General features: G+C 71.9%; 21 protein-coding genes. 12 read left to right on the top strand and 9 right to left on the bottom strand.

The features are described 5' to 3' along the window. Positions 1 to 152: 152 nt before the first annotated feature. The 3 genes from RT054_RS12550 to RT054_RS12540 all read left to right on the top strand — a co-directional run bounded on the left by RT054_RS12550 (position 153) and on the right by RT054_RS12540 (position 1,995). A complete protein-coding gene (locus tag RT054_RS12550) occupies positions 153 to 875 on the top strand; it encodes an alpha/beta hydrolase (RefSeq protein ID WP_313024034.1) in 723 nt (240 codons plus the stop codon). Positions 876 to 1,243: 368 nt separating this feature from the next. Then, positions 1,244 to 1,513 (top strand): DUF2277 domain-containing protein, encoded by a 270-nt coding sequence (locus RT054_RS12545; protein ID WP_313024030.1) that lies wholly within the window; start codon positions 1,244 to 1,246, stop codon positions 1,511 to 1,513. Next, positions 1,513 to 1,995, top strand: coding sequence for a YbaK/EbsC family protein (locus tag RT054_RS12540; RefSeq protein WP_313024028.1), 483 nt, complete (start codon positions 1,513 to 1,515; stop codon positions 1,993 to 1,995). Before RT054_RS12545 ends, RT054_RS12540 begins: the two co-directional genes overlap by 1 nt. Before the next feature lie 194 nt (positions 1,996 to 2,189). Here RT054_RS12540 and RT054_RS12535 read toward each other — a convergent pair whose 3' ends face one another. After that, on the bottom strand, positions 2,190 to 2,360 hold the full coding sequence (locus tag RT054_RS12535; protein ID WP_312720799.1) for a hypothetical protein: 171 nt from the start codon (positions 2,358 to 2,360) through the stop codon (positions 2,190 to 2,192). A gap of 524 nt (positions 2,361 to 2,884) precedes the next feature. On the opposite strand from RT054_RS12535, the gene RT054_RS12530 reads away from it, so the two are divergent. From RT054_RS12530 to trxA, 7 genes are all read left to right on the top strand, one after another. After that, on the top strand, positions 2,885 to 3,367 hold the full coding sequence (locus tag RT054_RS12530; RefSeq protein ID WP_312720798.1) for an NUDIX hydrolase: 483 nt from the start codon (positions 2,885 to 2,887) through the stop codon (positions 3,365 to 3,367). After that, positions 3,364 to 5,643, top strand: a complete 2,280-nt coding sequence (locus RT054_RS12525) for a DUF6049 family protein (RefSeq protein ID WP_312720796.1) — start codon at positions 3,364 to 3,366, stop codon at positions 5,641 to 5,643. The genes RT054_RS12530 and RT054_RS12525 overlap by 4 nt, the downstream gene beginning before the upstream one ends. Before the next feature lie 206 nt (positions 5,644 to 5,849). After that, positions 5,850 to 7,499 carry a murein biosynthesis integral membrane protein MurJ gene (murJ, locus tag RT054_RS12520; protein WP_313024024.1) on the top strand — a complete coding sequence of 550 codons (1,650 nt, stop codon included), beginning with the start codon at positions 5,850 to 5,852 and terminating at the stop codon, positions 7,497 to 7,499. A 108-nt stretch (positions 7,500 to 7,607) separates the two neighbouring features. Beyond that, positions 7,608 to 9,440, top strand: coding sequence for a protein kinase family protein (locus tag RT054_RS12515; RefSeq protein ID WP_313024023.1), 1,833 nt, complete (start codon positions 7,608 to 7,610; stop codon positions 9,438 to 9,440). Between the two features lie 300 nt (positions 9,441 to 9,740). Further along, positions 9,741 to 10,541 carry a hypothetical protein gene (locus tag RT054_RS12510; RefSeq protein WP_312720793.1) on the top strand — a complete coding sequence of 267 codons (801 nt, stop codon included), beginning with the start codon at positions 9,741 to 9,743 and terminating at the stop codon, positions 10,539 to 10,541. 187 nt (positions 10,542 to 10,728) lie between these two features. Next, on the top strand, positions 10,729 to 11,727 hold the full coding sequence (trxB, locus tag RT054_RS12505; RefSeq protein ID WP_313024021.1) for a thioredoxin-disulfide reductase: 999 nt from the start codon (positions 10,729 to 10,731) through the stop codon (positions 11,725 to 11,727). Between the two features lie 98 nt (positions 11,728 to 11,825). Beyond that, on the top strand, positions 11,826 to 12,152 hold the full coding sequence (gene trxA / locus RT054_RS12500) for a thioredoxin (RefSeq protein ID WP_312721231.1): 327 nt from the start codon (positions 11,826 to 11,828) through the stop codon (positions 12,150 to 12,152). 105 nt (positions 12,153 to 12,257) lie between these two features. Here trxA and RT054_RS12495 read toward each other — a convergent pair whose 3' ends face one another. The 8 genes from RT054_RS12495 to rpmH form a co-directional block, all read right to left on the bottom strand. Next, a complete protein-coding gene (locus RT054_RS12495; RefSeq protein ID WP_313024017.1) occupies positions 12,258 to 13,310 on the bottom strand; it encodes a ParB/RepB/Spo0J family partition protein in 1,053 nt (350 codons plus the stop codon). Continuing rightward, positions 13,307 to 14,473: a ParA family protein gene (locus RT054_RS12490; RefSeq protein WP_313024015.1), complete on the bottom strand. Its 1,167-nt coding sequence runs from the start codon at positions 14,471 to 14,473 to the stop codon at positions 13,307 to 13,309. Before RT054_RS12490 ends, RT054_RS12495 begins: the two co-directional genes overlap by 4 nt. Positions 14,474 to 15,095: 622 nt before the next feature. Next, the gene (gene rsmG, locus RT054_RS12485) at positions 15,096 to 15,785 is read right to left on the bottom strand and encodes a 16S rRNA (guanine(527)-N(7))-methyltransferase RsmG (protein WP_313024011.1); all 690 of its coding nucleotides are present in this window, start codon (positions 15,783 to 15,785) and stop codon (positions 15,096 to 15,098) included. A gap of 17 nt (positions 15,786 to 15,802) precedes the next feature. After that, entirely contained in the window at positions 15,803 to 16,381 is a 579-nt protein-coding gene (locus RT054_RS12480) for a R3H domain-containing nucleic acid-binding protein (RefSeq protein ID WP_312721239.1), read from the bottom strand. A 42-nt stretch (positions 16,382 to 16,423) separates the two neighbouring features. Further along, positions 16,424 to 17,452 (bottom strand): membrane protein insertase YidC, encoded by a 1,029-nt coding sequence (yidC, locus tag RT054_RS12475; RefSeq protein WP_312721241.1) that lies wholly within the window; start codon positions 17,450 to 17,452, stop codon positions 16,424 to 16,426. Positions 17,453 to 17,492: 40 nt separating this feature from the next. Beyond that, on the bottom strand, positions 17,493 to 17,891 hold the full coding sequence (gene yidD, locus RT054_RS12470; protein WP_312721243.1) for a membrane protein insertion efficiency factor YidD: 399 nt from the start codon (positions 17,889 to 17,891) through the stop codon (positions 17,493 to 17,495). After that, positions 17,891 to 18,259, bottom strand: a complete 369-nt coding sequence (gene rnpA, locus RT054_RS12465) for a ribonuclease P protein component (RefSeq protein ID WP_312721245.1) — start codon at positions 18,257 to 18,259, stop codon at positions 17,891 to 17,893. The genes yidD and rnpA overlap by 1 nt, the downstream gene beginning before the upstream one ends. A gap of 8 nt (positions 18,260 to 18,267) precedes the next feature. Beyond that, positions 18,268 to 18,405 (bottom strand): 50S ribosomal protein L34, encoded by a 138-nt coding sequence (gene rpmH, locus RT054_RS12460; RefSeq protein ID WP_009482735.1) that lies wholly within the window; start codon positions 18,403 to 18,405, stop codon positions 18,268 to 18,270. A 742-nt stretch (positions 18,406 to 19,147) separates the two neighbouring features. Between rpmH and dnaA the strand changes: the two genes are divergently transcribed. Then, positions 19,148 to 20,638: a chromosomal replication initiator protein DnaA gene (gene dnaA / locus RT054_RS12455; RefSeq protein WP_313024001.1), complete on the top strand. Its 1,491-nt coding sequence runs from the start codon at positions 19,148 to 19,150 to the stop codon at positions 20,636 to 20,638. Positions 20,639 to 21,688: 1,050 nt separating this feature from the next. Beyond that, entirely contained in the window at positions 21,689 to 22,822 is a 1,134-nt protein-coding gene (gene dnaN / locus RT054_RS12450; RefSeq protein ID WP_313023999.1) for a DNA polymerase III subunit beta, read from the top strand. The last annotated feature ends 18 nt before the right edge of the window (positions 22,823 to 22,840 follow it).

Below are 22,840 nucleotides of genomic sequence, written 5' to 3'. Positions count from 1 at the left end.
TCCCCGGACCGGGTGCGTCCGCCCGGGTGAGGCCCGCCCACCGCAGCGGCCGGCCACTCGCCCACCCTCACGCGATCGCCGGGGGCACGATGGAACGAGCCCGACGAGGGCGGCGATGGGTGAGGAGGGACGACGGGTGAGGAGGGACGACGATGATGCGACCGCGACTGGTGCTCGTCCACGGCACCCGCTTCGACTCGCGCCAATGGGCGGGATACGCGGAGGCGATCCCCGAGGCCGAGATCGTCGCGGTGGATCTGCCCGGCCACGGCACCCGTGCCGGTGCGGAGTTCACCACCGACGCCGCGGTCGGGGTCGTGGCGGAGGCCGCCGACGTGGAGGGCCCGGTGATCGTCGCCGGACACAGCCTCGGCGGATACGTCGCCACGACGTACGCCCAGCGACGTCCCGCACGGGTCGACGCACTCGTGCTCATCGGCGCGATGGCCGACCCGAAACGGCACCCGGTGCTCCGGCGCACCTACACCGGTTTCGCCCGCGCGCTGGGGATGGTCGGGGCCGAGCGCATGGCCCGCGGCAGCAACCTCGTCATGCGTGGTCTCGGGGCCGCACCGGATGATCTGCCCGACAGCGCGGGATACGCGGCGCTGCCGGCCGCCTGGGCCGCGACGATGGCGAGCGCCGACCCCGCGCAGCTCGCCGCGCTCGACTGTCCGGTCTACCTCGTCGCCGGATCCCTCGACCAACTGCGCATCGACACCCGGCACTACGCCGCCGCCTGCCGCGACCCGCACATCCGCCTCATCCCGGGCGCGACGCACTTCGCGCCGACGACCCACCGCGACCAGGTCGCCGGCATCCTGCGTGAGGCCGTGAGCGCCGGCGTCGTCGCCTACGAGCGCCCGTCGACGTGAACCCCACGTCTCCGACCCCACGTCCTGCCCCCGGGACGATCCGAGCCGCGCGGCGACGGCCGCCACCGGTCGGTCCGCCACCACCGACCGGACCGGAGACTGCCGGCCGCCTCGTCTCACGAGCCCATCGCCCCGGGCCGTCGACCGCGACGGCTGCGACGGGGAGAATCGGGAACGGGCCCCCTTCCCGGCCGCCCCGCGGAGGTGCCCGGCGTGGCGACGGGTCGGGCAGCAGCACCTCGCACGAGCACGAACCGGCGGCCCGAGCACCGCAGGGATCCCCCACTCCGACACCGCACACGAGACCGACACCGACGACCAGTCACCACGAGGTGCGTCACCGCCCTCGCCACCGATGAGGAGTCCCCATGTGCCGGAACATCCGTCAGCTGCACAACTTCGAACCCCCGGCCACGCGCGAGGAGGTCGACGCGGCCTGCCTGCAGTTCGTCCGCAAGATCGGCGGGGGCGCGCCCAGCAAGGCCAACGAGTCCGCCTACGAGAGGGCGGTCTCCGACATCGCCGCCGTCGTCGACCGTCTCCTGGAGGAGCTGGTCACCTCGGCCCCGCCGAAGAACCGCGAGGAGGAGGCGGCCAAGGCCAAGGCCCGTTCCGCCGCGCGGTTCGGCGCCGCCTGATGGCCGATCACGACGCCCTGAACCGGGTCGAATCGGCCCTTGCCGCCGCGGGATTGCACGACCGGATCACCACCTTCGACGACGACGTGCCCACCGCCGCCGTGGCCGCCGCGCAGCTGGGGTGCCCCGTCGGGGCCATCGCCAACAGCCTCGTGTTCCGCGCCGGTGACGAGCCCGTCCTCGTCCTCGCCAGCGGAGCCCACCGCGTCGACACCGTCAAGGCCGCAGCGCACCTCGGCGTCCCCCGGCTCTCCCGCGCAGACGCCGAGTTCGTCCTCGCGGCCACGGGACAACGCGTCGGCGGCTGCGCACCGGTCGGCCACGCCACCCCCCTGCGCACGCTCGTCGACGCCGACCTTGCCGCCTACGAGCGGGTCTGGGCCGGCGCCGGCATCGTGCACGCGATGTTCTGGACCACTCACGACGAGCTCCTGGCCCTCACCGGTGGCCCGTCGGTCGACGTCGGCGTGCAGACGGACTGAGCCCCCCTCACGCCGAGGCGGCATCGGCGGCCGCGCCCGGTCCGCACGCGGTCACCGGGATGACGCCGCACGGCGGTGCACCGCCCGGCCGAGAAGCGGGGGTCGGCGGCCTCCGACAGACCCGACCGCCGGGCGAGGGCGACGGCGATCAGTGGTGGTCGTCGGTGGGGACGGGGAGGCCCGCCGCGTGTCCCTCAGTAGGAGTTGGTCTCGCCCTCACCCTGAGCGGGCGCGGAATCGTCCTGCCCGCCTGCCACCGCAGGGGTCTCGTCGAGGTCCTCGGTGGCGGCGTCGTCGTCGTCGGGACGGGACGTGTCGTCGCTACTCGTGTCGTCGCTGCTCGTGTCATCGTGATGCCGGCTCATGGGGTCAGCGTAGGAGCAGTCGGCCCACGCGCACCCTCACGTGCCGCCCCCACCTTCACGTCGATGCGGGCCGACGCCGTGGCCGACGGTGGTGTGGCGTTTCCGCCGATCGACGCCGAGGTGCGGCGCCGGGCGTGGACCACGACGTCCGACCGCTCGGTCGAGATGGGCGACGGTGATGACGGTGGCGTCTGTGTTTCACGTGAATCATTCGCCGGGGCACCCCGGTCCAGCCCGGACGACGGTGGTGCGCCGAGCCCACCCGCCCCAGCGTGGGGGGTGCCACTCCTCACGACGCGACGGCGGTGGCACGGGCCGGACCCGGGACCACCGCGGGCGTCGGGCCCGTGACCAGGGCCCCCTCTCGACCCGCCCCCTCGGTGCGGTCGTCCGCACCCGACGACCCGGCGATCCCCACGACGACCCAGCTCAGGTGCGTCCGTGGACGATGACCGTGCCGGCGACACCGCGCCGGACCCCCGCGGGTCGGGGCTCCACTCAGCACCCTTGATTACAGTGGCGTGATGACGACTCCACCGCGCCCCGGCCGCCCCACGCGGCGGCTGCCTGCGGTGTTGGAGACCTCCGCCGGGGGGATCGTCGTCGACGTCGTCGAGGGCCGGGCACGGATCGCCGTCATCGCCCGACGCAACCGGGCCGGGCGCATCGAGTGGTGTCTCCCCAAGGGGCACCAGGAGGCCGACGAGACCCTCGTCGAGACCGCCGAACGCGAGGTCGCGGAGGAGACCGGCATCATCGGCCGCGCTCTCGTCACGCTCGGGACCATCGACTACTGGTTCTCCACGCACGACCGCCGCGTGCACAAGATCGTCCACCACTACCTGCTCGAGGCGACGGGCGGCGACCTCACCGTCGAGAACGACCCCGACCACGAGGCGATCGACGTCGCGTGGATCGATCTGCACGAAGTGCATCAGCACCTCACGTTCCCCAACGAGCGACGCATCGCCCGCCTGGCCTGGGAGAGGTTGGCCGGGACGGAATGAACCGGCACCCGATCGACGCGCTGCGTCGCCACGCGGTCCCGGCCCGCGCGCTCGCCTCGGCGGTCGCGGCGGGCGCCCTCGCCGTCGGCGGCGCACTCGGCGGGCCGCCGGGCTCGCTCGGGGCGCCGGGGACACCGGGCATGTCGGGCGTTCCCGCCGCACCCGGCACGGTCGCGGCCGCCCCGGCGACGCCCGCCGCCCACGGGAACGGCGGCTCCGCCACGACCCGTCCCGGGTCCGCGAGCCTCCCTGCCGCCCCGCGGGCGGCAGACCCGGCCATCGCGGTCACCGGCGTCGACCCGACGATCGCCACCCCCGGTGTCGACGTCACCGTGGACGTCACCCTGCGCAACACGACGCAGCGGCGGGTCGATCCCTCCGTACGGGTCGGGATCGGTTCCCGCCTGCGCACGCGAGCGGACGTCGCCGACCACGCGGCCGAACCCTCGACGAGCCTGCCCCGCGCCGCCGGGGCCACCGTCGCCGCCCTCGAGCCGGGGGAGGAGCGCACGATCGCGCTCCGCATCCCTGCGAACCGCCTCGGGTTGCCGCGACCGTACGGCGTCCTCCCCATCACCGTGTCGGTGAGCGGTCTGCCCGACGCGCGGCCTGTCGCGAGCTTCCTGCCTTACCAGGTGGTCAAGGAATACCAACCCCTCCGTGTCGGCGTCGCCCTGCCCGTCACGGCCGATCCGCAACCCGCAGTGCTCGCTCCCGACCCCGCCGAACGCCTCGAGGCCCGCACCCGGATGGTCGCGGAGGGCTCCCGACTGGACCGCATCCTCACCGCCGGCATACTCACGGACGCGACGCTCGTCGTCGACCCCACGCTGCTGGGAGATCTCGGGCGCCCGGCTCGGGCACGGGCGACCTCGGGCGCGACGCCCAGTCCCTCCGGCACCACCACCCCGACGACCACTCCGTCGGGCGCCACCGCGAGTCCCCCCGAGAGCAGCGGCGACTCCGATGCCGACCTCGACGCGACGGACCCCCACGACCCGGGTGTCCGCCTCGCGCGGCGCCTGGCCACCGCCGGCGCGGACGTGTGGTTCGTCCCTCCCGGAGACCCCGACGTGTCGGCCCTCGCGAGCGCGACGAGCGACGCCACGCTTCCGCGCCTGCCCGAGGCACCCGCGACACTGCCCGGGACACAGCTCGCGACCCCGACCGTCGACTGGCCGGCCGGGACGGCATCGTCCCAGGTCAGGGGCGCGATCGCCGCCTCATCGCCCCAGCCCCCCGCGGCCGTGATCATGCAAGGCACCCGCACCGACGCCGATGCGGGACGGACCGGCTCCGCGGCCCGCGAGGACGGGGCGGGTCGACGCATCCTCGCCGTGGACGACCGCATGTCGGCGCTGCTCGGCGGTGCTTCCGGCCCGGCGCAGACCTCGAGCGTGACCCAACGTGTCCTCGCGGACAGCGTCGCGCTCCTCGCCGAATCGCCCGGGCTCACGCGCTCCGTGATGCTCCTGCCCGACCGCTCCCTCGATCCCGATCCCGATTCCCTGGCGCGGGCCATCCAGGCGCTGCGCACGGCGCCGTGGGTGACCCCTGTCAGCGGCGGCGACCTGCTCGCCCTGCCCTCGGCGGGGCGCATCATCGACGCGACGACGCCACCGCAGGGTTCGGCCTCGCCCATCGACGCCCGCAATCTCGACGACGTCCGGGAGTTGTCCCACACGACCGAGGGGTTGCGACCCTCCTTCGGCGACGGCAACCTCCTGCCGGACGACGCGGGCGAGGTCCTCGTCTCCACCCGGTGGCGTGGCCACCCGGCGGCCTGGTCCCAGGCGCGGCAGCAGCTCGCGGCGCGGGTGGCGACACTGTCCGACGGTGTCCGGGTCGTGCCGAGCGCCATCAACTTCTTCGCCGAACACGGCGCGCTTCAGGTCACCGTCGTCAACGACCTCGACGTCGAGGTCCGCGACGTGCGGCTCACCACCGACGTCCAGGGCAGGCCCCCGAGGCTCATCGTCCACAGCGCGCCGCAGCAGCTCACGATCCGGCCGCGCAGCCGTGCCACCGTCCGGCTCGACACCGAAGCCGTCGCGGCGGGGGTCGTGCCCGTCACCGCCTCGCTGCGGACCCAGGCCGGCACCCCGCTCGGCGAGGACGCCACCGTACGGGTGCGGGTCCAGCCGACCAATGGTTGGCTGCTGCTCGCCGCCGGCGGGGTCGTGGGAATCGTGTTCGTGTTCGGGCTGTTCCGGGCCATCCGCGCCGGCGAACGGCGAGTCGCCGCCGCCGATCTCGAGGGTCTCGACCTCCGCTGAGCCCGGCCCGGCCCACCATCGCCGTGGCGCGCCCGACCTCCGGGGCACAGGTCCGCCGTCCCGAGGTGGACACGGAGCCGAACGAGCGTCCACCGGCCCGACTACCATGGCCAGCGCCGGGCCCCGGCGACCGTACCGCCGTCGGCGGTCGGCACGCACCGCGGGACTCGGCGACGACCTGCCCCTCCAGCAGAGACGGACACCCGATGACCACCACGAGCAGCCTGGCGCGCAACAGCGCGATCATGGCCGCCGGAAGCCTCGTCTCCCGGATCCTCGGCGTCGTACGCCAGGCCCTCATCGTCCTGATCTTCGGTCGGACCCTCGCCGGCGACGCGTGGAGCATCGCGAACACCCTGCCGAACACGGTGTTCCTCCTGCTCGCGGGCGGAGCGATCAACGCGGTGCTCGTCCCGCAGATCAGCAAGGCGATGCGCCACGAGGACGGTGGTCAGGCCTTCATCGACCGGCTCCTCACCCTGGCCTTCGTCGGCCTCGGGGTCGTCACCCTCGTGTGCATCCCGCTCGTCCCGGCGCTGGTCCGCCTGTTCTCCGACGCGGGCTTCCCGCAGTCCGGCCACGACCTCGCGGTCGCCTTCGCCTTCATCGCGATGCCGGCGGTGTTCTTCTACGGCCTCTACGCCGTGCTCGGTCAGGTGCTGAACGCGCGCGAGCAGTTCGGGTGGTTCTCCTGGGCGCCGGTGCTGTGCAACATCGTGTGGATCGTGGGCCTCGGCTCCTTCATCGGCGTGTACGGCAGCCACCTCGGCCACCCCGAGCAGTACACGCCGCCGATGATCGCCCTCCTTGCCGGGTCGCTCACCGTCGGCGTCGCGTTGCAGGCCCTCGTCCTCGTCGTCCCGCTGTGGCGCAGTGGATTCCGCTACCGCCCGACGTTCGGGTTCCGGGGCGTCGGCCTCGGCAGCGCCAGCCGCGTCGCGATGTGGACGTTCGCCGCCCTCGTCGTCTCCCAGCTCGCCCTCGTCGTCCAGTCCCGCGTGCTCACCTCGGCCGCCAACGGCGACAGCGGAAAACTGCCCTACGACAGCGCGTTCATGCTGTTCATGACGCCGCACGGTCTCATCACGGTCTCGGTCGTCACGGCCTTGTTCACCACGATGTCGCGGGCCGCCGCCGCGGGAGACACCCCCGAGGTGCGGCGCGACGTGGCCCACGGACTCGGCGTCGTCGGGGCCACGGTCATCCCCGTCATGGTCGGCGGACTGGTGCTCGCCACCTCGCTCACGACGACGATCTTCGTCGGCGCCTACATCGAGGCCGCGAACGCGATCGGATACATCACGATGGCGATGCTCCTCGGCCTGCCCGCCTTCGGGGCGTTCTACGTCGTGCAGCGAGCCTTCTACGCGTACGAGGACGCCCGCACCCCGTTCTGGCTGCAGGTCGTCAACTCCGGCGTGTTCGTCCTCGCCGGCCTGCTGTGCTACTCGGTGAGCTCGGAGTACCGCGCCGTGGCCGTGGCGGGCGGCCAGGCGCTGAGCAACGTCGTCGCCGCGGTCGTCGGGATCACGTGGCTGAGCCGGCGACTGGGCGGGATGGACCTGCACGTCACCGTCCGCACGTGGATCCGCAGCCTCGTCGCCTGCGTCCCCGCAGGTCTTCTCGCCGGGATGATCGCCTGGCCGACACGTCATCTCCTCCACCCCTACCTGCCCGGTCCGACGAACGGGTGGTGGCTCTCCTCGGTCCTCGCGCTCCTGCTCGGCGGGGCCGTATTCGTCGCCCTCTACCTCGCGGCGGCCAAGCGGATGCACATCGACGAGGTCGAGGAGTTCACCGGGCCGATCCTGCGTCGCCTGCGCGGCGTGTCACCCGCACGCAGCCGGGGCGCCTAGACTTTCCTCAGACGTGTGCCCGGGGGCCTCGGGCGAGTTCGCCGGTCGTGAGACCGAACTCGCCCGGAGGAGTCACCGTGGCGCGAGCCTTCGACGAGGGGAGTGCGCGTGCAGGGGGTAGGAACCGGACGTCTCCTGGCGAGCCGGTATGCCCTACGCCAGCGGCGGGCGACGCTCGGCGCGATCGAGGTGTGGGCCGCCACCGACAGCACCCTGGGCCGGGAGGTCTCCGTCACGGTCCTCCCCGTCTCCGACTCCCACGCCGAACCCCTGCTCGAGGCGGCCCGCTCCACCGCCTCCGTCAACGACCATCGCCTCGTCCGGGTCCTCGACGTGGGGTCGCGCGGCGAGATCGCGTGGGTCGTCGAGGAGTCGTTGTCGGAGTCCACGAGCGTCGCCGACCTGCTCACCCAGGGGCCGCTGCCCCCGGAGGAGGGACGCCGCATCGCCGGTGAGGTCGCGAGCGCGCTCGACGTCGCGGCCCGCGCGGGGCTGCACCACCTGCACCTCACCCCCCACGCGGTGCGTCGCACCAAGGCCGGCCTCGTGAAGATCGCCGGCCTCGCCACCGCGGCCGCCGTCGAGGGCACACCGGTACCCGATCACGCCGAGGCCGAACGGATCGACGCCCTCGGCACCATCGCACTGCTGTACGCGGCGATGACGACCCGCTGGCCGATGCGCACGCCGGTGCCCGGCCTCGAGGCCGCCCCCCGGGTCGGCGGCTCCGTCGCCCCGCCGTCCGAGATCGCCGTCGCCGTGCCCGCGGACCTCGACGACCTGTGCCGGGACGCGTTCACGCGCTCCGCCGCTCCCCGCACCCCCGAGGAACTCGCCCGTCGGCTCGGACCCTGGTCGCACACCCTCGTCCGGCACGTGGCACCACGGCCCGGCCTGGCCGCGCCCACCGAGCAGATTCCCCGGGTGCGTGGTGGCGGTGTCGGAGGTCCGATCGCGGGCGCGACGGGGGCCGCCGCGCCCGGCGCCATGGGCGCTCCTGCCGCAGGGGCGGCGGCCGCAGCGGCGGGTGCCGCCGCCGGAGCCGCCGGCACTCGTGGCGCCGGTGAGGCGGCCACCGTGCGCCCACCGCGTCCCCCCCGCCCCACGGCACACAAACCGAGCCACCGCGAACAGCGAGCTCACGACAAGGCTGCGCAGGCGGCCGAGGCCCGCCGCGAGATCGCGGCCCGCCGCCGCGACCCCGGGTTCCTCGACGTGCCGGAGGCCCTCGAGAGCTCGACCGGTCCGCTCGAGGCACCGACGCCGCTGGTCGCCACACCCATCGAGAGCGAGGGTCGGTACGCCAAGGTCGTCATCGGTGTCGTCGCCGCGGTGTTGATCGTCGCGGTCGTCTTCGCGGCGACCTCGCTCCGGGGTGCCGTCAAGGAGATGGAACAGGCGGTGTCCCCCACGCACACGCCCACCGCAACCCCCGGACGCACCTCCTCGCCCACGTCCGACCGCACGACCTCCTCGCCGACGAGCACGAGTTCGCCCACGACGTCGGGTATCACCTTCACCGGTGTCCGGGCCCTCGATCCTCAGGGCGACGGCAAGGAGAACGACGGCGGTGCCCGACGGGCCGCCGACGGCGACCCGTCGACGTTCTGGCAGTCCGAGGGGTACAAGAGCCCGACCTATCAGTCGCAGAAGAGTGGCGTGGGTCTGGCGTTCCGGCTGCCCACCGACGCCTCGCCGAGTCAGGTCTCCGTCACCCTCGGCGACGCGCCCCAGGACGCCGAGGTGTACGTCTCCAAGACCCGATCGATCGACTCCGGCACCAAGATCGGCGAGTTCTCCGACGCCACCGGCGACCAGCAGGTCGACGTGCCCGAGGACGCCCGTGCCGACGCCCGCTACGTCATCGTGTGGGTGACCAAGGCGATGGAGCAGGAGGACGGCCGCTACCGGGCCATCATCGCCGAGGTCGCCGCGAGCTGATCCCGGCGGCGACACCGCCCGCCCGGGACGTCACCCGGCCCGTGCCCGAGCGCCGCGGGGCGCGGGACGACGAGGCGACGAAGCGCCGAGGTCGCGGGCGGGCAGACCGCCCGCCCATCGAGGGCACGAAGAAGGTCAGGGGGCCGCCGAGGTGGGGTGCGGGACGGGCGTCGCGGCCTCCCAGGCCTTCAGGAGCCGCACGGCGGGAACTCCGACGCGGTCCCGTTCGTCGGTCGCAGGGAGGCGCGGACCATCCGTGCCTCCCGCGACGGATGCCCGATCGACCGATGGGAGGGACGCGTGAGCGCTCGACGCCGGGACCGTGACCAGGACGACCCCGAACTCCGACGCCTCCTCTCCGGGTTGTCCGAACCCGGGCCTCCGCCGGACGACCTCGTCGCTCGCATCTCACGCAGCCTCGCCGACGAGCCCCGTCCCGCAGTCGGACGCCCCCACCACTTCGACTCCGCCACCACGCCCCGGCGCCGCCGTGTCGTCCTGACGCTCGGCGCCGCGGCCCTCGTGGGGGTCGTTGGTGCCGCGCTGGCGCTCCACCTCGACGACGAGGTGGTCGTCCGTGAGGCGCAGCAGGCCTGGGCGGCCGTCGGGGCCGATGACCGGGCTCCCGACCTCGCCGCCCCGGCCGCGATGCTCGAGCTCGACGAGACGGAGCCCGTGGAAGCACCCACGCCCACCACGCAGGACGCCCTCACCGGACTCACCATCCTCACGAGCGGGACGGACTACGAGCGCGCGCACTTCGCGGCCCAGATCGAGGCGGTGGCCCACGGGCGCCCCGCGAGCGATGTCCAGGCCCGGGGGCCGGTTCGAGAGGCGCCGACCCGAGAGGTACCCAGTCGCGAGGCGATCGCAACGTGCCTCGGGCACGCCGACCTGCAGGCTCAGCAGGGGGTGCTCGACGTCGCCACCTTCGAGGGCCGGCCGGCTCTCGTGGTGCTCGCCGACCGTCGGGAGGGGGCGGACCGCGAGATGGCCGGTGCATCGCCGAGCGCCCCCGAGGGCAGGGTCGCCCTCGTCCTCGCGCCGGGTTGCGCCCGGGGCAGCGTGAAGCCCCTGGTGGGACCGGTGAGCGTGCCCTGAGCGGGCGGACCTGCGCGCCCTCGGCCCGCCCGGGCGACCCGCACGTCGTCGGTGGCATCGCCGCCCGCGTGTCGTCACCTCCGTCGGCCACGCCTCGGCCGGCTGGAACAAGCGGGCGGCAGGAATGGTTGACTGAGCAGCGCGTTTCGACGCGCGTGCCGTGCGTCTCCGACAGAAGGATCCATTCGTGACCACCGAGTCCACCTCCGCCCCGACGCCCTCCGCCACCGACCGTGAGCTCCACGAGGTCGTCATCGTCGGCTCCGGTCCCGCCGGGTACACGGCGGCGATCTACGCGGCCCGGGCCGGCCTGGCGCCCGTGGTCATCACCGGCTCGATCACCGCCGGCGGAGCCCTCATCAATACGACAGACGTCGAGAACTTCCCCGGGTTCCCCGAGGGCATCATGGGTCCGGACCTCATGGAGAACATGCGTTCCCAGGCCGCACGCTTCGGTGCGACGCTCGTCGCCGACGACGTCGTGGAGATGACGCTCGACGGTGAGATCAAGGTCTTCGTGGACGGCTCTGGGCGCACCTACCGCAGCCGCACCGCCATCCTCGCGATGGGTTCGGCCTATCGCGAGCTCGGCATCGACAACGAGAAGCGTCTCTCCGGTCACGGCGTCTCGTGGTGTGCCACGTGCGACGGGTTCTTCTTCCGGGACCAGGACATCGTCGTCGTCGGCGGCGGGGACTCCGCGATGGAGGAGGCCACCTTCCTCTCCCGCTTCGCCCGCTCGGTGACGATCGTGCACCGCCGCGACGAACTGCGGGCGAGCCGGATCATGGCCCAGCGCGCCATCGACGACCCCAAGATCTCCTTCGCCTGGAACTCCGCCGTCAGCGCCATCCACGGCGACGCCAAGGTCACCGGCGTGACGCTCACCGACACCGTCACCGGCGAGGAGCGCACGCTCGACGCGACCGGGGTCTTCGTCGCCATCGGCCACGACCCGCGCAGTGAGCTCGTCGCCGACCAGGTCCGCCTCGACGCCGAGGGCTACGTCCTCGTCGACGGTCGCACCTCCGCGACCAACCTCCCGGGTGTCTTCGCCTGTGGGGATCTCGTCGACCACCGCTACCGCCAGGCGATCACGGCCGCCGGCAGCGGATGCGCCGCCGCCCTCGACGCGGAGCGCCACCTCGCCGACCTCGACGCCAGGAGCCTCGCTCCCACCCCGTGACCTCGGGCGCGAGCCGACCGGAGTTCGACCTCGTCGCCTTCGGCTCGGACGAGCGCCTCGTTGCGTACCATCGACCAGACCTCGTGAAAGGACCCCCCATGGCCTCCATTGCTGCCACGACCGATTCCACCTTCGACGCCGACGTCCTCAAGCACGACGGGCCTGTGCTCGTCGACTTCTGGGCCCCCTGGTGCGGCCCGTGCAAGGCGATCGCGCCCATTCTCGAGGAGATCGCCGCCGAGCACGGCGACAAGCTCAAGATCGTCAAGCTCAACACCGACGAGAACCCCGCGATCACGGCGCGCTACGGCATCACGGGCATCCCCGCGCTGAACGTCTACAGCGGGGGTGAGCTCGTCAAGAGTGTCGTGGGCGCTCAGCCCAAGCCCAAGCTGCTTCGTGAGCTCGAGCCGTTCATCGGCTGACCTCTCCCAGCGACGAAGCCCGGCCCCACCGATGGATGGAGCCGGGCTTCGTCGTGTTTCACGTGAAACAGGATCGCGGTCAGACCGCGGCGCCGCGGTGGTCGATCAGCCCGCCGCCGCGTCGTCCGCGCCCATGACGTCGAGGATGCGGTGCAGATCGTCCACGGACGCGAACTCCACCGTCAGCTTTCCCCTCTTGCGCCCCATGTTGATCGAGACGCGCGTGTCGAGCCGGTCCGACAGCGACTCGGCCACCTGGGTGAGTTCGGGGTAGGAGGGGGCCGGGCGCGCCGTCCGGCGCTTGGCCGGTGCCTCGCCCTCGCCGAGCGCCACGATCTCCTCGACACTCCGGACGGAGAGACACTCGGCGACGATGCGCTGGGCCAGGCGTTCCATGGCCGCAGGGTCGTCGAGCCCGAGCAGGGCACGGGCGTGTCCGGCGGTGAGCACGCCTGCGGCGAGCCGCCGGGCCACGAGCGGAGGGAGGCGCAGGAGGCGCAGCGTGTTGGTGATCTGCGGTCTGGATCGGGCCAGCCGCGTAGCGAGGTCTTCGTGGGTGCAGCCGAAGTCCTCGAGGAGCTGCTGGTAGGCCGCGGCCTCCTCGAGAGGATTGAGCTGGCTGCGGTGGAGGTTCTCGAGCAGGGCATTGCGCAGCATGTCGGTGTCGTCGGTCGACCGGATGATCGCCGGCACCGCCTGCAACCCGGCTTCGCGGCTTGCGCGCCACCGGCGCTCGCCCATGACGAGCTCGTACCGCTCCTCACCGTCGACCGCGACCGGCCGCACGACGACCGGCTGCAGCACGCCGATCTCACGGATGCTGTCGACGAGCTCGGCGAGGTCGTCCTCGTCGAAGACCTCACGAGGTTGACGCGCGTTGGGCACGATCCTCTCGACGGGGACGTGCGCGAACCGCGCCCCGGGGACGGGATCGAGGCCGTCGTCGCCGAGAGCCGAAGTCACGTCGCCGGTGCTCGGTGAGCCCGGCCCTGCATCGGTGGGTGGGATTGGTCTCGGCACGTCCACCGCGGGCGATGCGTTGGGCGTTTCACGTGAAACCGTGTCGGCGAAGAACATGTCGCTCGGACGGCCCAGGGACGGCCCGTCGGGGATGAGCGCCCCTAGACCTCGGCCGAGGCCACGCCTGCGTTCCGTCATCCTGCTGTCCTCTCGTCGATGGCGTTCGCGCCGCGCGTCGCCAGTTCTGCAGCGGCACGACAGTAGGCGAGGGCGCCTGTGCTGGCCGGGTCGTAGGAGATGACGGTCTGCCCGTGGCTCGGGGCCTCGGAGACCCGCACCGACCGTGGGACCGTCGCGGTGAGCACCTCCTCGGAGAAGTGACTGCGCACCTCGTCGGCCACCTGGGAGGACAACCGGGTCCGCGCGTCATACATCGTGAGAAGGATCGTCGACAGACGCAGGTCCGGATTGAGGTGCCGCCGGATCATCTCGATGTTGCGGAGGAGCATCGAGAGCCCCTCGAGGGCGTAGTACTCGCACTGGATCGGGATGAGCACCTCGTGACCGGCGACGAACGCATTGATCGTGAGCAACCCGAGGCTGGGCGGACAATCGATGAGGATGTAATCCGGCGGGTCCGAGGTCTCGGCCAGGTAGGCGTCGACGGCCCGCTTGAGACGCATCTCCCGCGCGACGAACGAGACGAGCTCGATCTCCGCACCCGCGAGGTCGATCGTGGCAGGAACGCAGGTGAGACCCGGGATGTCGGGGCACTCATGCACGACGTCGACGAGGGGGACGTCCTCGACGAGCACGTCGTACACACTGGCCACCCCGGCGTGGTGATCGATGCCGAGCGCGGTGCTGGCGTTTCCCTGTGGGTCGGTGTCAACGACGAGCACCCGCGAGCCCCCCGCCGCGAGAGCCGCAGCGAGATTGACCGCCGTGGTCGTCTTCCCGACGCCGCCCTTCTGGTTGGCGATGGTGAACACCCGGGTGTGGGGCGGGCGCGGGAACGGGGCACCGGGGGGCGCCGGAACCGAGATCCGTCCCGGGACCGAAGGGCCCTCGTCGTCGGAGGGGAGGTCGACATCGGTGGTCGCGCCCTCAGCCACGGGGGCGCCGGCATGGACGGCCGCGTCGGCGGCGAGCCTCACGACATCGTCGGTGTCGGTGTCGTCGGTGCGGGCATCGCCGGTCGTCGTCGCGGCCTCCGCCGTCGGGCGTCGGAGGTCGTCACTCTCACCGGACCCGGCGACCGCATCGGACCCGGCAACCGCATCGGAGCCGGCGGCGGACGGGGGCTCGGCCGGTGCGTCAGGGGTGGCCCCGACGTCGCGGGCCACCCTCTCAGCCGTCATCACGGACTCCCGAACCGCGCCGTGGTCGTCCGTGGGTCCCGCGGGGGAGGGAGGTGTGGGCGTCGCCCTCGCCGGGGGGCAGACGGTGTCGTCGGCCCCGGAGGGACCTCGAGGGGGCCTACCAGCCCCGTCGCCCGGCGTGCGCTCCGCGTGCAGTACCGAGCCCGCGTCCTGGCTCGCCTTCGTGGAGCCGGCAGCGGCACGGTCACCGGCACCACTGCCGTGCGGGATCTCGACCGTTGCGGGTTCCTCGCGCCGTGTTTCACGTGAAACGCGCGCCGGTTCTCTCGCCGCCTCGACCCGAGCCGGCCCGGCGCCGTCTCGTGGCCACCCCAGGGGGGACGTGGGCTGCGACGGGGTCTCGCGCGGCCAGCCGAGGGCGTTCGTTCCGTGGGGCACCCGTCATCCTTTCGGGTCGTCGGACTGCCGTCCCACGGTAGTCGCTCAGTCGTCCGTCCGTGGCATCGGTCCACAGCCGCGCGTCGAGGAGCACAGACCCGGTGAAGCCCGCGGAGGTGATCCCTGGTCAGCGAATGATCGACCCCGCGAGGTCGCGGCCGCCCTCCGCTGGGATCGGCCCGAGTTCGCCTGAGGCAGAAGTGGGCCCGATGACGATGCCGGGTCAGCGACGACGAGCCCGTCGACCGGTCGCAGGTCGGCGGTCGGGGGCCCGGACGCCCCGGATGACGGTCGTCACGGGATCGAGCAGCCCGACCCCCGCGTGGACGACCTCGAGGTCGCGCCACCCGGCGCGCATCGTGGCCTGCCGGTCGCGGGCGAGTTCGTCCTCCGCCGAAGCACCCTTGAGGGCGAGCATCACCGCGCCGTCGCGAGCGAGGGGGGCCATCCACCGTCCGAGCGTCGAGAGCTTGGAGACCGCGCGGGCGGTGACGACATCCCCCTGGAGGTCCACCTCCTCCGCCCTACCGCGGTGCACGTGGACGTGCGGCAGCCCGAGGTCCTCCGCGGCGAGGGAGAGCCAGTCGGTGCGCCGGGCCATGGGCTCGACGAGATGCATGGTGACGTCGGGTCGGGCGATGGCGAGCGCGAGGCCAGGCAGTCCGGCACCCGAGCCCACGTCCACCACCTCGGCATCCTCAGGGATGAACTCGGCGACGACGGCACAGTTGAGGACATGCCTCTCCCAGAGGCGATCGACCTCGCGTGGTCCGATGAGGCCGTGCGAGACCCCGGTGTCGGCGAGCAGCTCGACAAAGCGCTCGGCCAGAGGGAGGAGGTCCTCGAAGACCTCCTCGGCCGCCGGCGGGGGCGGAGGTGGGGTGCGCGGGGCCTCGCCGACGTCCTTCGCCATCCGCCGTCAGCCTCGCGTCACGCGGGGTGGACGACGACGTGGCGCCGGGGCTCCACGCCCTCGGACTCCGACCGAAGACCGAGGCGCAGGACCTCGTCGTGCGCCACCTTCCGCTCGAACGCCGACATCGGCTCGAGCGGCTGCGGTTCACCGGTCTCCTGGCAGGCCTCCACCGCGGTACGGGCGATCTCGACGACGGCCCGTCGCCGCTCGGCGCGGTGTCCGGCGACGTCGAGCATGAGGCGGGAGTGCTCGCCCGTGGCGGTCTGGACCGCGAGGCGCGTGACCTCCTGCAGGGCCTCCAGCACCCGCCCGTCGGTGCCGACGAGACGGCGCGGAACCCGGCCCTCCTCGGAGTCGACGATCGCGACGACCGCGCGGTCGCCGTCGATGTCGACGTCGAGGTCTCCGTCGAGGTCGGCGATGTCGAGGAGTCGCTCGAGGAAGTCGGCGGCGACCTCGCCCTCACGCTCCAGCTGGGCGGTGCGGGAGGGGCGCGTCGTGGACGCCTTCTCGGTGGACGACCCGGTGTCGGGAGCGGATGCCTCGGAGGCTGATGCCTCGGAGGCGGGGGTGGAGACGTCGCTGTCGGTCATGTCAGGACTCCTGTTCGTCGGAGGGAGAGGGAGGGGCCGGTGTCAGCGTTTGCGTTTGCGGCGCTTGGGCTGCTGGCGCTGACCGGACTCCCGCACGGGGGCTGAGACGACGTCGGCCTCCTCCGCCGCCACCGCCCCGGCGGCGGTCGAGCCGGTGCGCGCCCCGTCGTCGCCGTCCTTGTGGTCGTGGTGGAGACCGGGAACGGTGAAGGCCTTGTGCTCCTTGCCGCGACGCAGGCGGCGCTCCTCGAGCGCCTTCTCGGCGGGCGAGCCCGGGGCCGGCATGCGGTTGATGACGTAGAACTGCTGTCCCATCGTCCACACGTTCGTGACGAACCAGTAGATGAGCACACCGATGGGGAAGTTGACGCCGGAGACCGCGAAGATGATGGGGAACAGGTACAGCATCATCTTCTGTTGCTGCGCGAACGGGTTGTCCAGCGCCGCAGACGGCATGTTCTTGCGCATGAGCTGGTGCTGCGTCGTGAACGTCGTGATCGACATGAGCGCGATGAGGACGAACGTGAGCACCTTGGTGTTGACGTCACCGGAGGAGATGAAGGTCGCCGACAGCGGGGCACCGAAGAGGGTCGAGCTGTTCGCCTGGTGGGCGATCTCACGGCCGAGGGGGCCGGCCGGGTCGGCCTGACCGGCGGCCACCTTGCCGAGCCCGTTGAGGACCTTGAACAGTGCGAAGAAGATCGGCATCTGCAGCAGGATCGGCAGGCACGAACTGAACGGGTTGGTGCCCGTGCGCTTGTACAGGTCCATCGTCTCGGCCGTCATGGCCTGCTGGGACTCGGGGTCCTTCTTGCCCTTGTACTTCTTCTGGATCTTCTGCAGTTCGGGCTGGATGAGCTGCATGCGCCGCGAGGACTGGATCTGCTTGACGAACAGCGGGATGAGCAGGATCCGGACGACGACGACGAGTCCCGCGATGGCGAGCGCCCAGTTCCAGCCGGAGGCCGCGGGCATCCCGATCGCCGTGTTCAGGCTGTGGAATGCGACGAGGACCCATTCGACCGCCCATTCGAGCGGCCACAGCAGGGTGCCCCAGAAACCTCGTTCCATGTCTTCCTTCCTCAGGCGCGGCGTCGCCGCGGGTGAGCGTTCACTGCCCGCTCTGGTGATCGGGGGGCGTGTGGGGGACGGTCACGTCGTGACGTGAGCGTGGTCCGCCCGTGCCGGCGCCCTCATTCTTCCGTACGGGACGACCGTCCTCGCCCCGCTCTGGAACGTGGTCGACGCCTCCGGGGTTCCACGGGTGGCACCGCAGCAGACGGCGGCACCCGAGCCATGTCCCCCGCAGCGGTCCGAACCGTTGGATGGCGGTGAACGTGTAGGCCGAGCAACTCGGGTAGAAGCGGCAGCTCGGCGGGATGAGCGGGGAGATGAACAGCTGGTAGAAGCGCACGGCCGCGAGGAACGGCGCGGAGACCCACCGGCGGCCGTCGCCGCGCGGCGGGGTCGTCGTGGCGGTGTGGTCGGTTCTCCCCGGCTGATCGGACATCACGATCCTGCCGCGGAGACGGGGTCGACCGCGCGCCCACACGCCTTGCGCACGAGGCGCGTGAGCTCCGCCTCGAGGGTCGCGTAGTCGGCGTCGGCCGCCGCCGGGTTGGCCCGCACGACGAGGTCGTGGCCGTCGGGCAGTTCCGGCAGCAGGGAGGCGACGACGGCCCGCAGGCGCCGCTTGACGCGGTTGCGGGTGACGGCGTTGCCGACGGCCTTGGACACGACGAAGCCCACCCTGCACGACGGCACGGTGGGCTGCGAGGCGCGCACGTGGACGACGACGAGCCGGCTGCCGCTCCGACGTCCGCGGACGGCGCGTGCGAAGTCCTCGCGGCGCCGGAGGCGGTGTCGGGCCGGCAGCATCGCCGACGTCAGGCCGTGAGCTTCTTGCGGCCCTTGAGGCGACGCGAGGCGATGATGGAGCGACCGGCGCGGGTCGACATACGCAGGCGGAAGCCGTGCGTCTTGGCACGACGGCGGTTGTTCGGCTGGAAGGTGCGCTTGCTCACGATGCTCTCCGTTACTGCGCGAGGGCTCGCGCGGTGGGCAGGAAGTCCGTCATCGTCGACTCCGGCGAACCGATCACGGGGGATCGATGCAGCACCGAAGCAGATGAGGGAGTGGCCACGGAACCCCTTCGCACAGCCCCGCGCGCGGACGCGAGGGCATGAGGAAGGGCCCGTGGACGGGCCAGGGATCAACGGTACGCAGCGGGCCTGGCCGTGGTCAAACCGGCCCTACCCGATGACGACCCACCTGGTCACGTCACCACGCCGCGGGTCGGCGTGACGCGTCGGCCGGTGCCGCGCGGCCAGCTCGCGCTCCCGGCGTCATCCGCCGTTCACCCCGGGCACCACCGGTCCCCGGCGCGAACACCGGCCAGTCGGGACGGAAGTCCCCTTCTGTCAACGGTTTTCGAGCATGTGGTTGCGACCCGCCGAGCGCGGTTGTTACGGTGCTGACACCTGTTGGTCAGATGTACGTCCAGTGCGCCCGTCCAGGCGCGGAAGGACCGCGGGCGTGGGTACTCGGCATCGCCGACGACGTCACGCCGAAGGCCCGTGAGGGTCGGCGCACCTCTCGACTTTCGGGAGATCGGACCGCACAGGCCCGACATACCGGTTTCCACCGGCGACCCCCCAGGGTCGTCCCGTGACGCACCGGCGTCTTTCCACATCCTGTGCACAACTCTGTGGACAAGGGCGTTCCCGACCATTTTTCCGGGCGGTCGCGATGCGTAGTGTGGGGCCCATGTCCGTCTCCGGTGACTCCTCGACCAGCCCCTCCGAACCGGGTCGCATCTGGGGCGCCACCCTTCGGGCCCTCGACCAGGCCGGCATCCCCGCGCCGCAGCGCGCCTTCCTCCGCCAGGCCACCCTCGTCGGGGTCCTCGACACCACGGCCCTCATCGCCGTCCCCGACGACTTCACCAAGGAGATCGTCGAGTCGCGGGCACGAGACCGCCTCGTCCGCGCACTCACCGAGCAGGTCGGGCACGAGGTCCGCCTCGCCGTCACGGTCGACGCCTCGCTGCGGGAGCAGTTCGCGGGCGCCGAGCAGCCGGTTCTCGAGGGCTACCAGGAGTCGATGCCGGGCGAACTCGCCGGCGAGGGGCCCTCGGCCGCGGCCGAGGAGGAGGTCAACCCCGCGACGGCGACGCCGACCGGGGAGCGACTGCCCCGACCCGCGCCGACCGGCCGGCGGGAGGAGTCCTCGCAGCTCAACCCGAAGTACACGTTCGACACGTTCGTCATCGGGGCGAGCAACCGCTTCGCCCATGCGGCCGCGGTCGCCGTCGCCGAGGCCCCGGCCAAGGCCTACAACCCGCTGTTCGTCTACGGGGACTCCGGACTGGGCAAGACGCACCTGCTCCATGCGATCGGGCACTACGCCCGCAACCTGTACCCCCACGTCAAGGTCAAGTACGTGAACTCCGAGGAGTTCACCAACGACTTCATCAACAGCATCCGCGACGACAAGGCCGCCGGTTTCCAGCGCCGTTACCGCGACATGGACGTCCTGCTCATCGACGACATCCAGTTCCTCCAGGGCAAGATGCAGACCCAGGAGGAGTTCTTCCACACCTTCAACACCCTGCACAACAGCAACAAGCAGGTGGTCATCACCTCGGACGTGCCGCCCAAGCAGCTCTCGGGGTTCGAGGAGCGGATGCGGAGTCGGTTCGAGTGGGGCCTGCTCACCGACGTGCAGCCGCCGGACCTCGAGACGCGCATCGCGATCCTGCGCAAGAAGGCCGTACAGGAGCAGCTCTCACTGCCTGACGAGGTGATGGAGTTCATCGCCAGTCGCATCTCGACGAACATCCGCGAACTCGAGGGCGCCCTCATCCGCGTGACGGCGTTCGCGAACCTCAATCGGCAACCCGTCGAACTCAGCCTCGCGGAGATCGTGCTCAAGGACCTCATCCCCGACCGCGAGAGCAGTCAGATCACCGCGAGCACGATCATGGGGCAGACGGCCGCCTACTTCGGGCTGTCGATCGACGACCTCTGCGGCTCCTCCCGCTCGCGCGGGCTCGTCACGGCGCGGCAGATCGCGATGTACCTGTGCCGGGAACTCACCGAGCTGTCCCTGCCCAAGATCGGCCAGCAGTTCGGCGGACGCGACCACACGACGGTCATGCATGCGGACCGCAAGATCCGCCAGCTCATGGCCGAGCGACGCTCGGTCTACAACCAGGTCACCGAGCTCACGACGCGGATCCGCTCGCAGGCCTCCTGAGCCCGCGCGGGCCGGACCGAGCCGGGAGGCCCGCCGTCTCTCCACGGCTCCCCGGCGGTCGCCCACGCCGTTCGACGTCCCCGCCTGCCCAGATGACGCACGGAGCGCCGTGCGTCGCCCTGTACGGGCCTGGTCGGCGGGGTGCCATCGACCTGCGTCGATGCCGGGGTCGCTACGGCCCCAACGCTGTTCAAGACGGCTGTCCACATTTCTGTCCACACCTGTGGAGAAAGGAGGTCCGACCCGGACGAGGGACTCACCACATGTCACTGACGTGCAGCGATGTCTCCACAGTTGGGGAAAAGTCTGTGGAGAACGGTTGTCCACACCCCGTTGTGGGCAGCACCGGGCGTCCTGCGGCGTTCGGACCGCCCTGGGTTGTGGATGGGCGGTGGAGAACGGTGGACGCTTGTGAACAGCGCGTCCTCCTCCACACCGGAGCCCGGTCGTCCACGGCTCGCGTCCACGACATCTCCACACGACGACAACGGCTCTGGCCAGGGAGAACAGCCGTCGTCCACAGGATCCACAGGACCTATGACAACGATGAGTCCATCTCCCTCTGCCATTCCGCCCCGAGTACGGTGTGGATCCACACGAGGGTGTCGTCGTTGCTTCATCGGCTCGAGAGGACCGAACCTGAGCGAGACGCCTCGGTGAGTCGAGGTGGATGGATACAACGCTCCGGCACCCCGGCACCCCCACGCGAGAGCACTGCGCTCGGCATCACTCCGGTCCGGATGGCGGCGCTCGCCTCGACAGACCGACTCACCGACCTATCGGCACCGGGCGACCGGCCGCGGCCGTCCATGCCGGACGCACCGACGCGCGTGTCGGGCGCGATCGGATTGGTCCTGTCCGAGCTGGCGACTAGAGTCGGGCGCGACTGTCCATCCCTTCGCGAGAGGCTCGTGCGCGAGAGGCTCGGGGACGAACCGGAGTGCCCCTGGGCCCCGTTCGTCCGCCACGGACGGTCGCCGACAGACATGCGTGTGACGAGATCCCGAGGGTGACCAGCGGTGCCACCCCACGACGACAAGGCGGTGGGGCGTGAAGTTCCGAGTCGAACGTGACGTGCTGGCCGAGGCTGTGACTTGGACGGCCCGTGGCCTGCCGGCGCGGCCGCCGGTTCCGGTGCTCGCCGGCGTCCTCATCGAGGCCGACGAGGCGGGCACGCTCACCCTCTCGGCGTTCGACTACGAGGTCTCGGCCCGCATCACCGTCGCGGCCGACGTCGCCGAGGGCGGCCGGGTGCTCGTGCTGGGTCGGTTGCTCGCCGACATCTCCCGCAACCTGCCCAACCGGCCCATCGACGTCGCCACCGACGGCAACAAGGTCCAGCTCACCTGCGGGTCCAGCCGGTTCAGCCTGCTGCAGATGCCCGGTGAGGAGTACCCGACGTTGCCCGTCTCGCCCGAGCCGAGCGGCACGATCGCCGGTGACGTGTTCACCCAGGCCGTCGCGCAGGTGAGCGTCGCGGCCGACCGCAGCGACACCCTGCCGATCCTCACCGGCGTGCGCATGGAGGTCTCCGGGGAGCGCATCTCGCTGCTCGCCACCGACCGGTACCGCCTCGCCATGCGCGACCTCACGTGGAGTCCGGCGGATCCGTCGATCGAGACCGTCGTCCTCGTGCCGGCCCGCACGCTTTCGGACACGGCCAAGGCGCTCGGCGCCTCGGCCTCGGTCGAGGTCGCCCTCGGCGGGGCGGCCGGTGGCGACGGGCTCATCGGCTTCGAGGCCGGTCAGCGACGCACGACCACCCGGCTGCTCGACGGGGAGTACCCCAAGGTGTCCTCGATCCCGCCGAGCTCGGTGGACTCCGAGGCCGTCGTCGAGACCGCCGCCCTCGTCGAGGCCGTCAAGCGCGTCTCCCTCGTCGCCGAACGGAACACCCCGGTGCGGCTGCGGTTCATCGACGGTCAGGTCGCCATCGACGCCGGCACCGGCGACGACGCCCAGGCGAGCGAGGCCGTCGAGTGCCGTCTCACCGGCCCGGAGATCGAGATCGCGTTCAACCCGCACTACCTCCTCGACGGGCTGCACGCACTCGGTACCCGGTTCGCGCGCCTGGCGTTCACCCAGAGCAGCCGTCCCTCGGTGATCTCGGGCCAGTCCGAGCTCGACGGCGAGGCCGACCTGTCCTACCGTTACGTGCTCATGCCGGTCAGACTCCCCAGCTGACCGGCGCCGACGACGCGT

The sequence above is a fragment of the Mobilicoccus sp. genome (assembly GCF_032060985.1).
Taxonomy (GTDB): Bacteria; Actinomycetota; Actinomycetes; order Actinomycetales; family Dermatophilaceae; genus Mobilicoccus.
The sequence above is the reverse complement of the archived record's forward strand: the minus strand, read 5'-3'. Positions and strand labels throughout refer to the sequence as shown.

Bases quoted from the DNA above. Each gene is read 5' to 3' on its own strand.
- RT054_RS12480 (WP_312721239.1), bottom strand. From the start codon at position 16,381: ATGACCGACAGCGACGTCTCCACCCCCGCCTCCGAGGCATCAGCCTCC.
- yidC (WP_312721241.1), bottom strand. From the start codon at position 17,452: ATGGAACGAGGTTTCTGGGGCACCCTGCTGTGGCCGCTCGAATGGGCG.
- RT054_RS12540 (WP_313024028.1), top strand. From the start codon at position 1,513: ATGGCCGATCACGACGCCCTGAACCGGGTCGAATCGGCCCTTGCCGCC.
- RT054_RS12490 (WP_313024015.1), bottom strand. From the start codon at position 14,473: ATGACGGCTGAGAGGGTGGCCCGCGACGTCGGGGCCACCCCTGACGCA.
- rnpA (WP_312721245.1), bottom strand. From the start codon at position 18,259: ATGCTGCCGGCCCGACACCGCCTCCGGCGCCGCGAGGACTTCGCACGC.
- dnaA (WP_313024001.1), top strand. From the start codon at position 19,148: ATGTCCGTCTCCGGTGACTCCTCGACCAGCCCCTCCGAACCGGGTCGC.
- yidD (WP_312721243.1), bottom strand. From the start codon at position 17,891: ATGTCCGATCAGCCGGGGAGAACCGACCACACCGCCACGACGACCCCG.
- rsmG (WP_313024011.1), bottom strand. From the start codon at position 15,785: ATGGCGAAGGACGTCGGCGAGGCCCCGCGCACCCCACCTCCGCCCCCG.
- murJ (WP_313024024.1), top strand. From the start codon at position 5,850: ATGACCACCACGAGCAGCCTGGCGCGCAACAGCGCGATCATGGCCGCC.
- RT054_RS12535 (WP_312720799.1), bottom strand. From the start codon at position 2,360: ATGAGCCGGCATCACGATGACACGAGCAGCGACGACACGAGTAGCGAC.
- RT054_RS12545 (WP_313024030.1), top strand. From the start codon at position 1,244: ATGTGCCGGAACATCCGTCAGCTGCACAACTTCGAACCCCCGGCCACG.
- trxA (WP_312721231.1), top strand. From the start codon at position 11,826: ATGGCCTCCATTGCTGCCACGACCGATTCCACCTTCGACGCCGACGTC.
- RT054_RS12550 (WP_313024034.1), top strand. From the start codon at position 153: ATGATGCGACCGCGACTGGTGCTCGTCCACGGCACCCGCTTCGACTCG.
- RT054_RS12495 (WP_313024017.1), bottom strand. From the start codon at position 13,310: ATGACGGAACGCAGGCGTGGCCTCGGCCGAGGTCTAGGGGCGCTCATC.
- RT054_RS12530 (WP_312720798.1), top strand. From the start codon at position 2,885: ATGACGACTCCACCGCGCCCCGGCCGCCCCACGCGGCGGCTGCCTGCG.
- RT054_RS12525 (WP_312720796.1), top strand. From the start codon at position 3,364: ATGAACCGGCACCCGATCGACGCGCTGCGTCGCCACGCGGTCCCGGCC.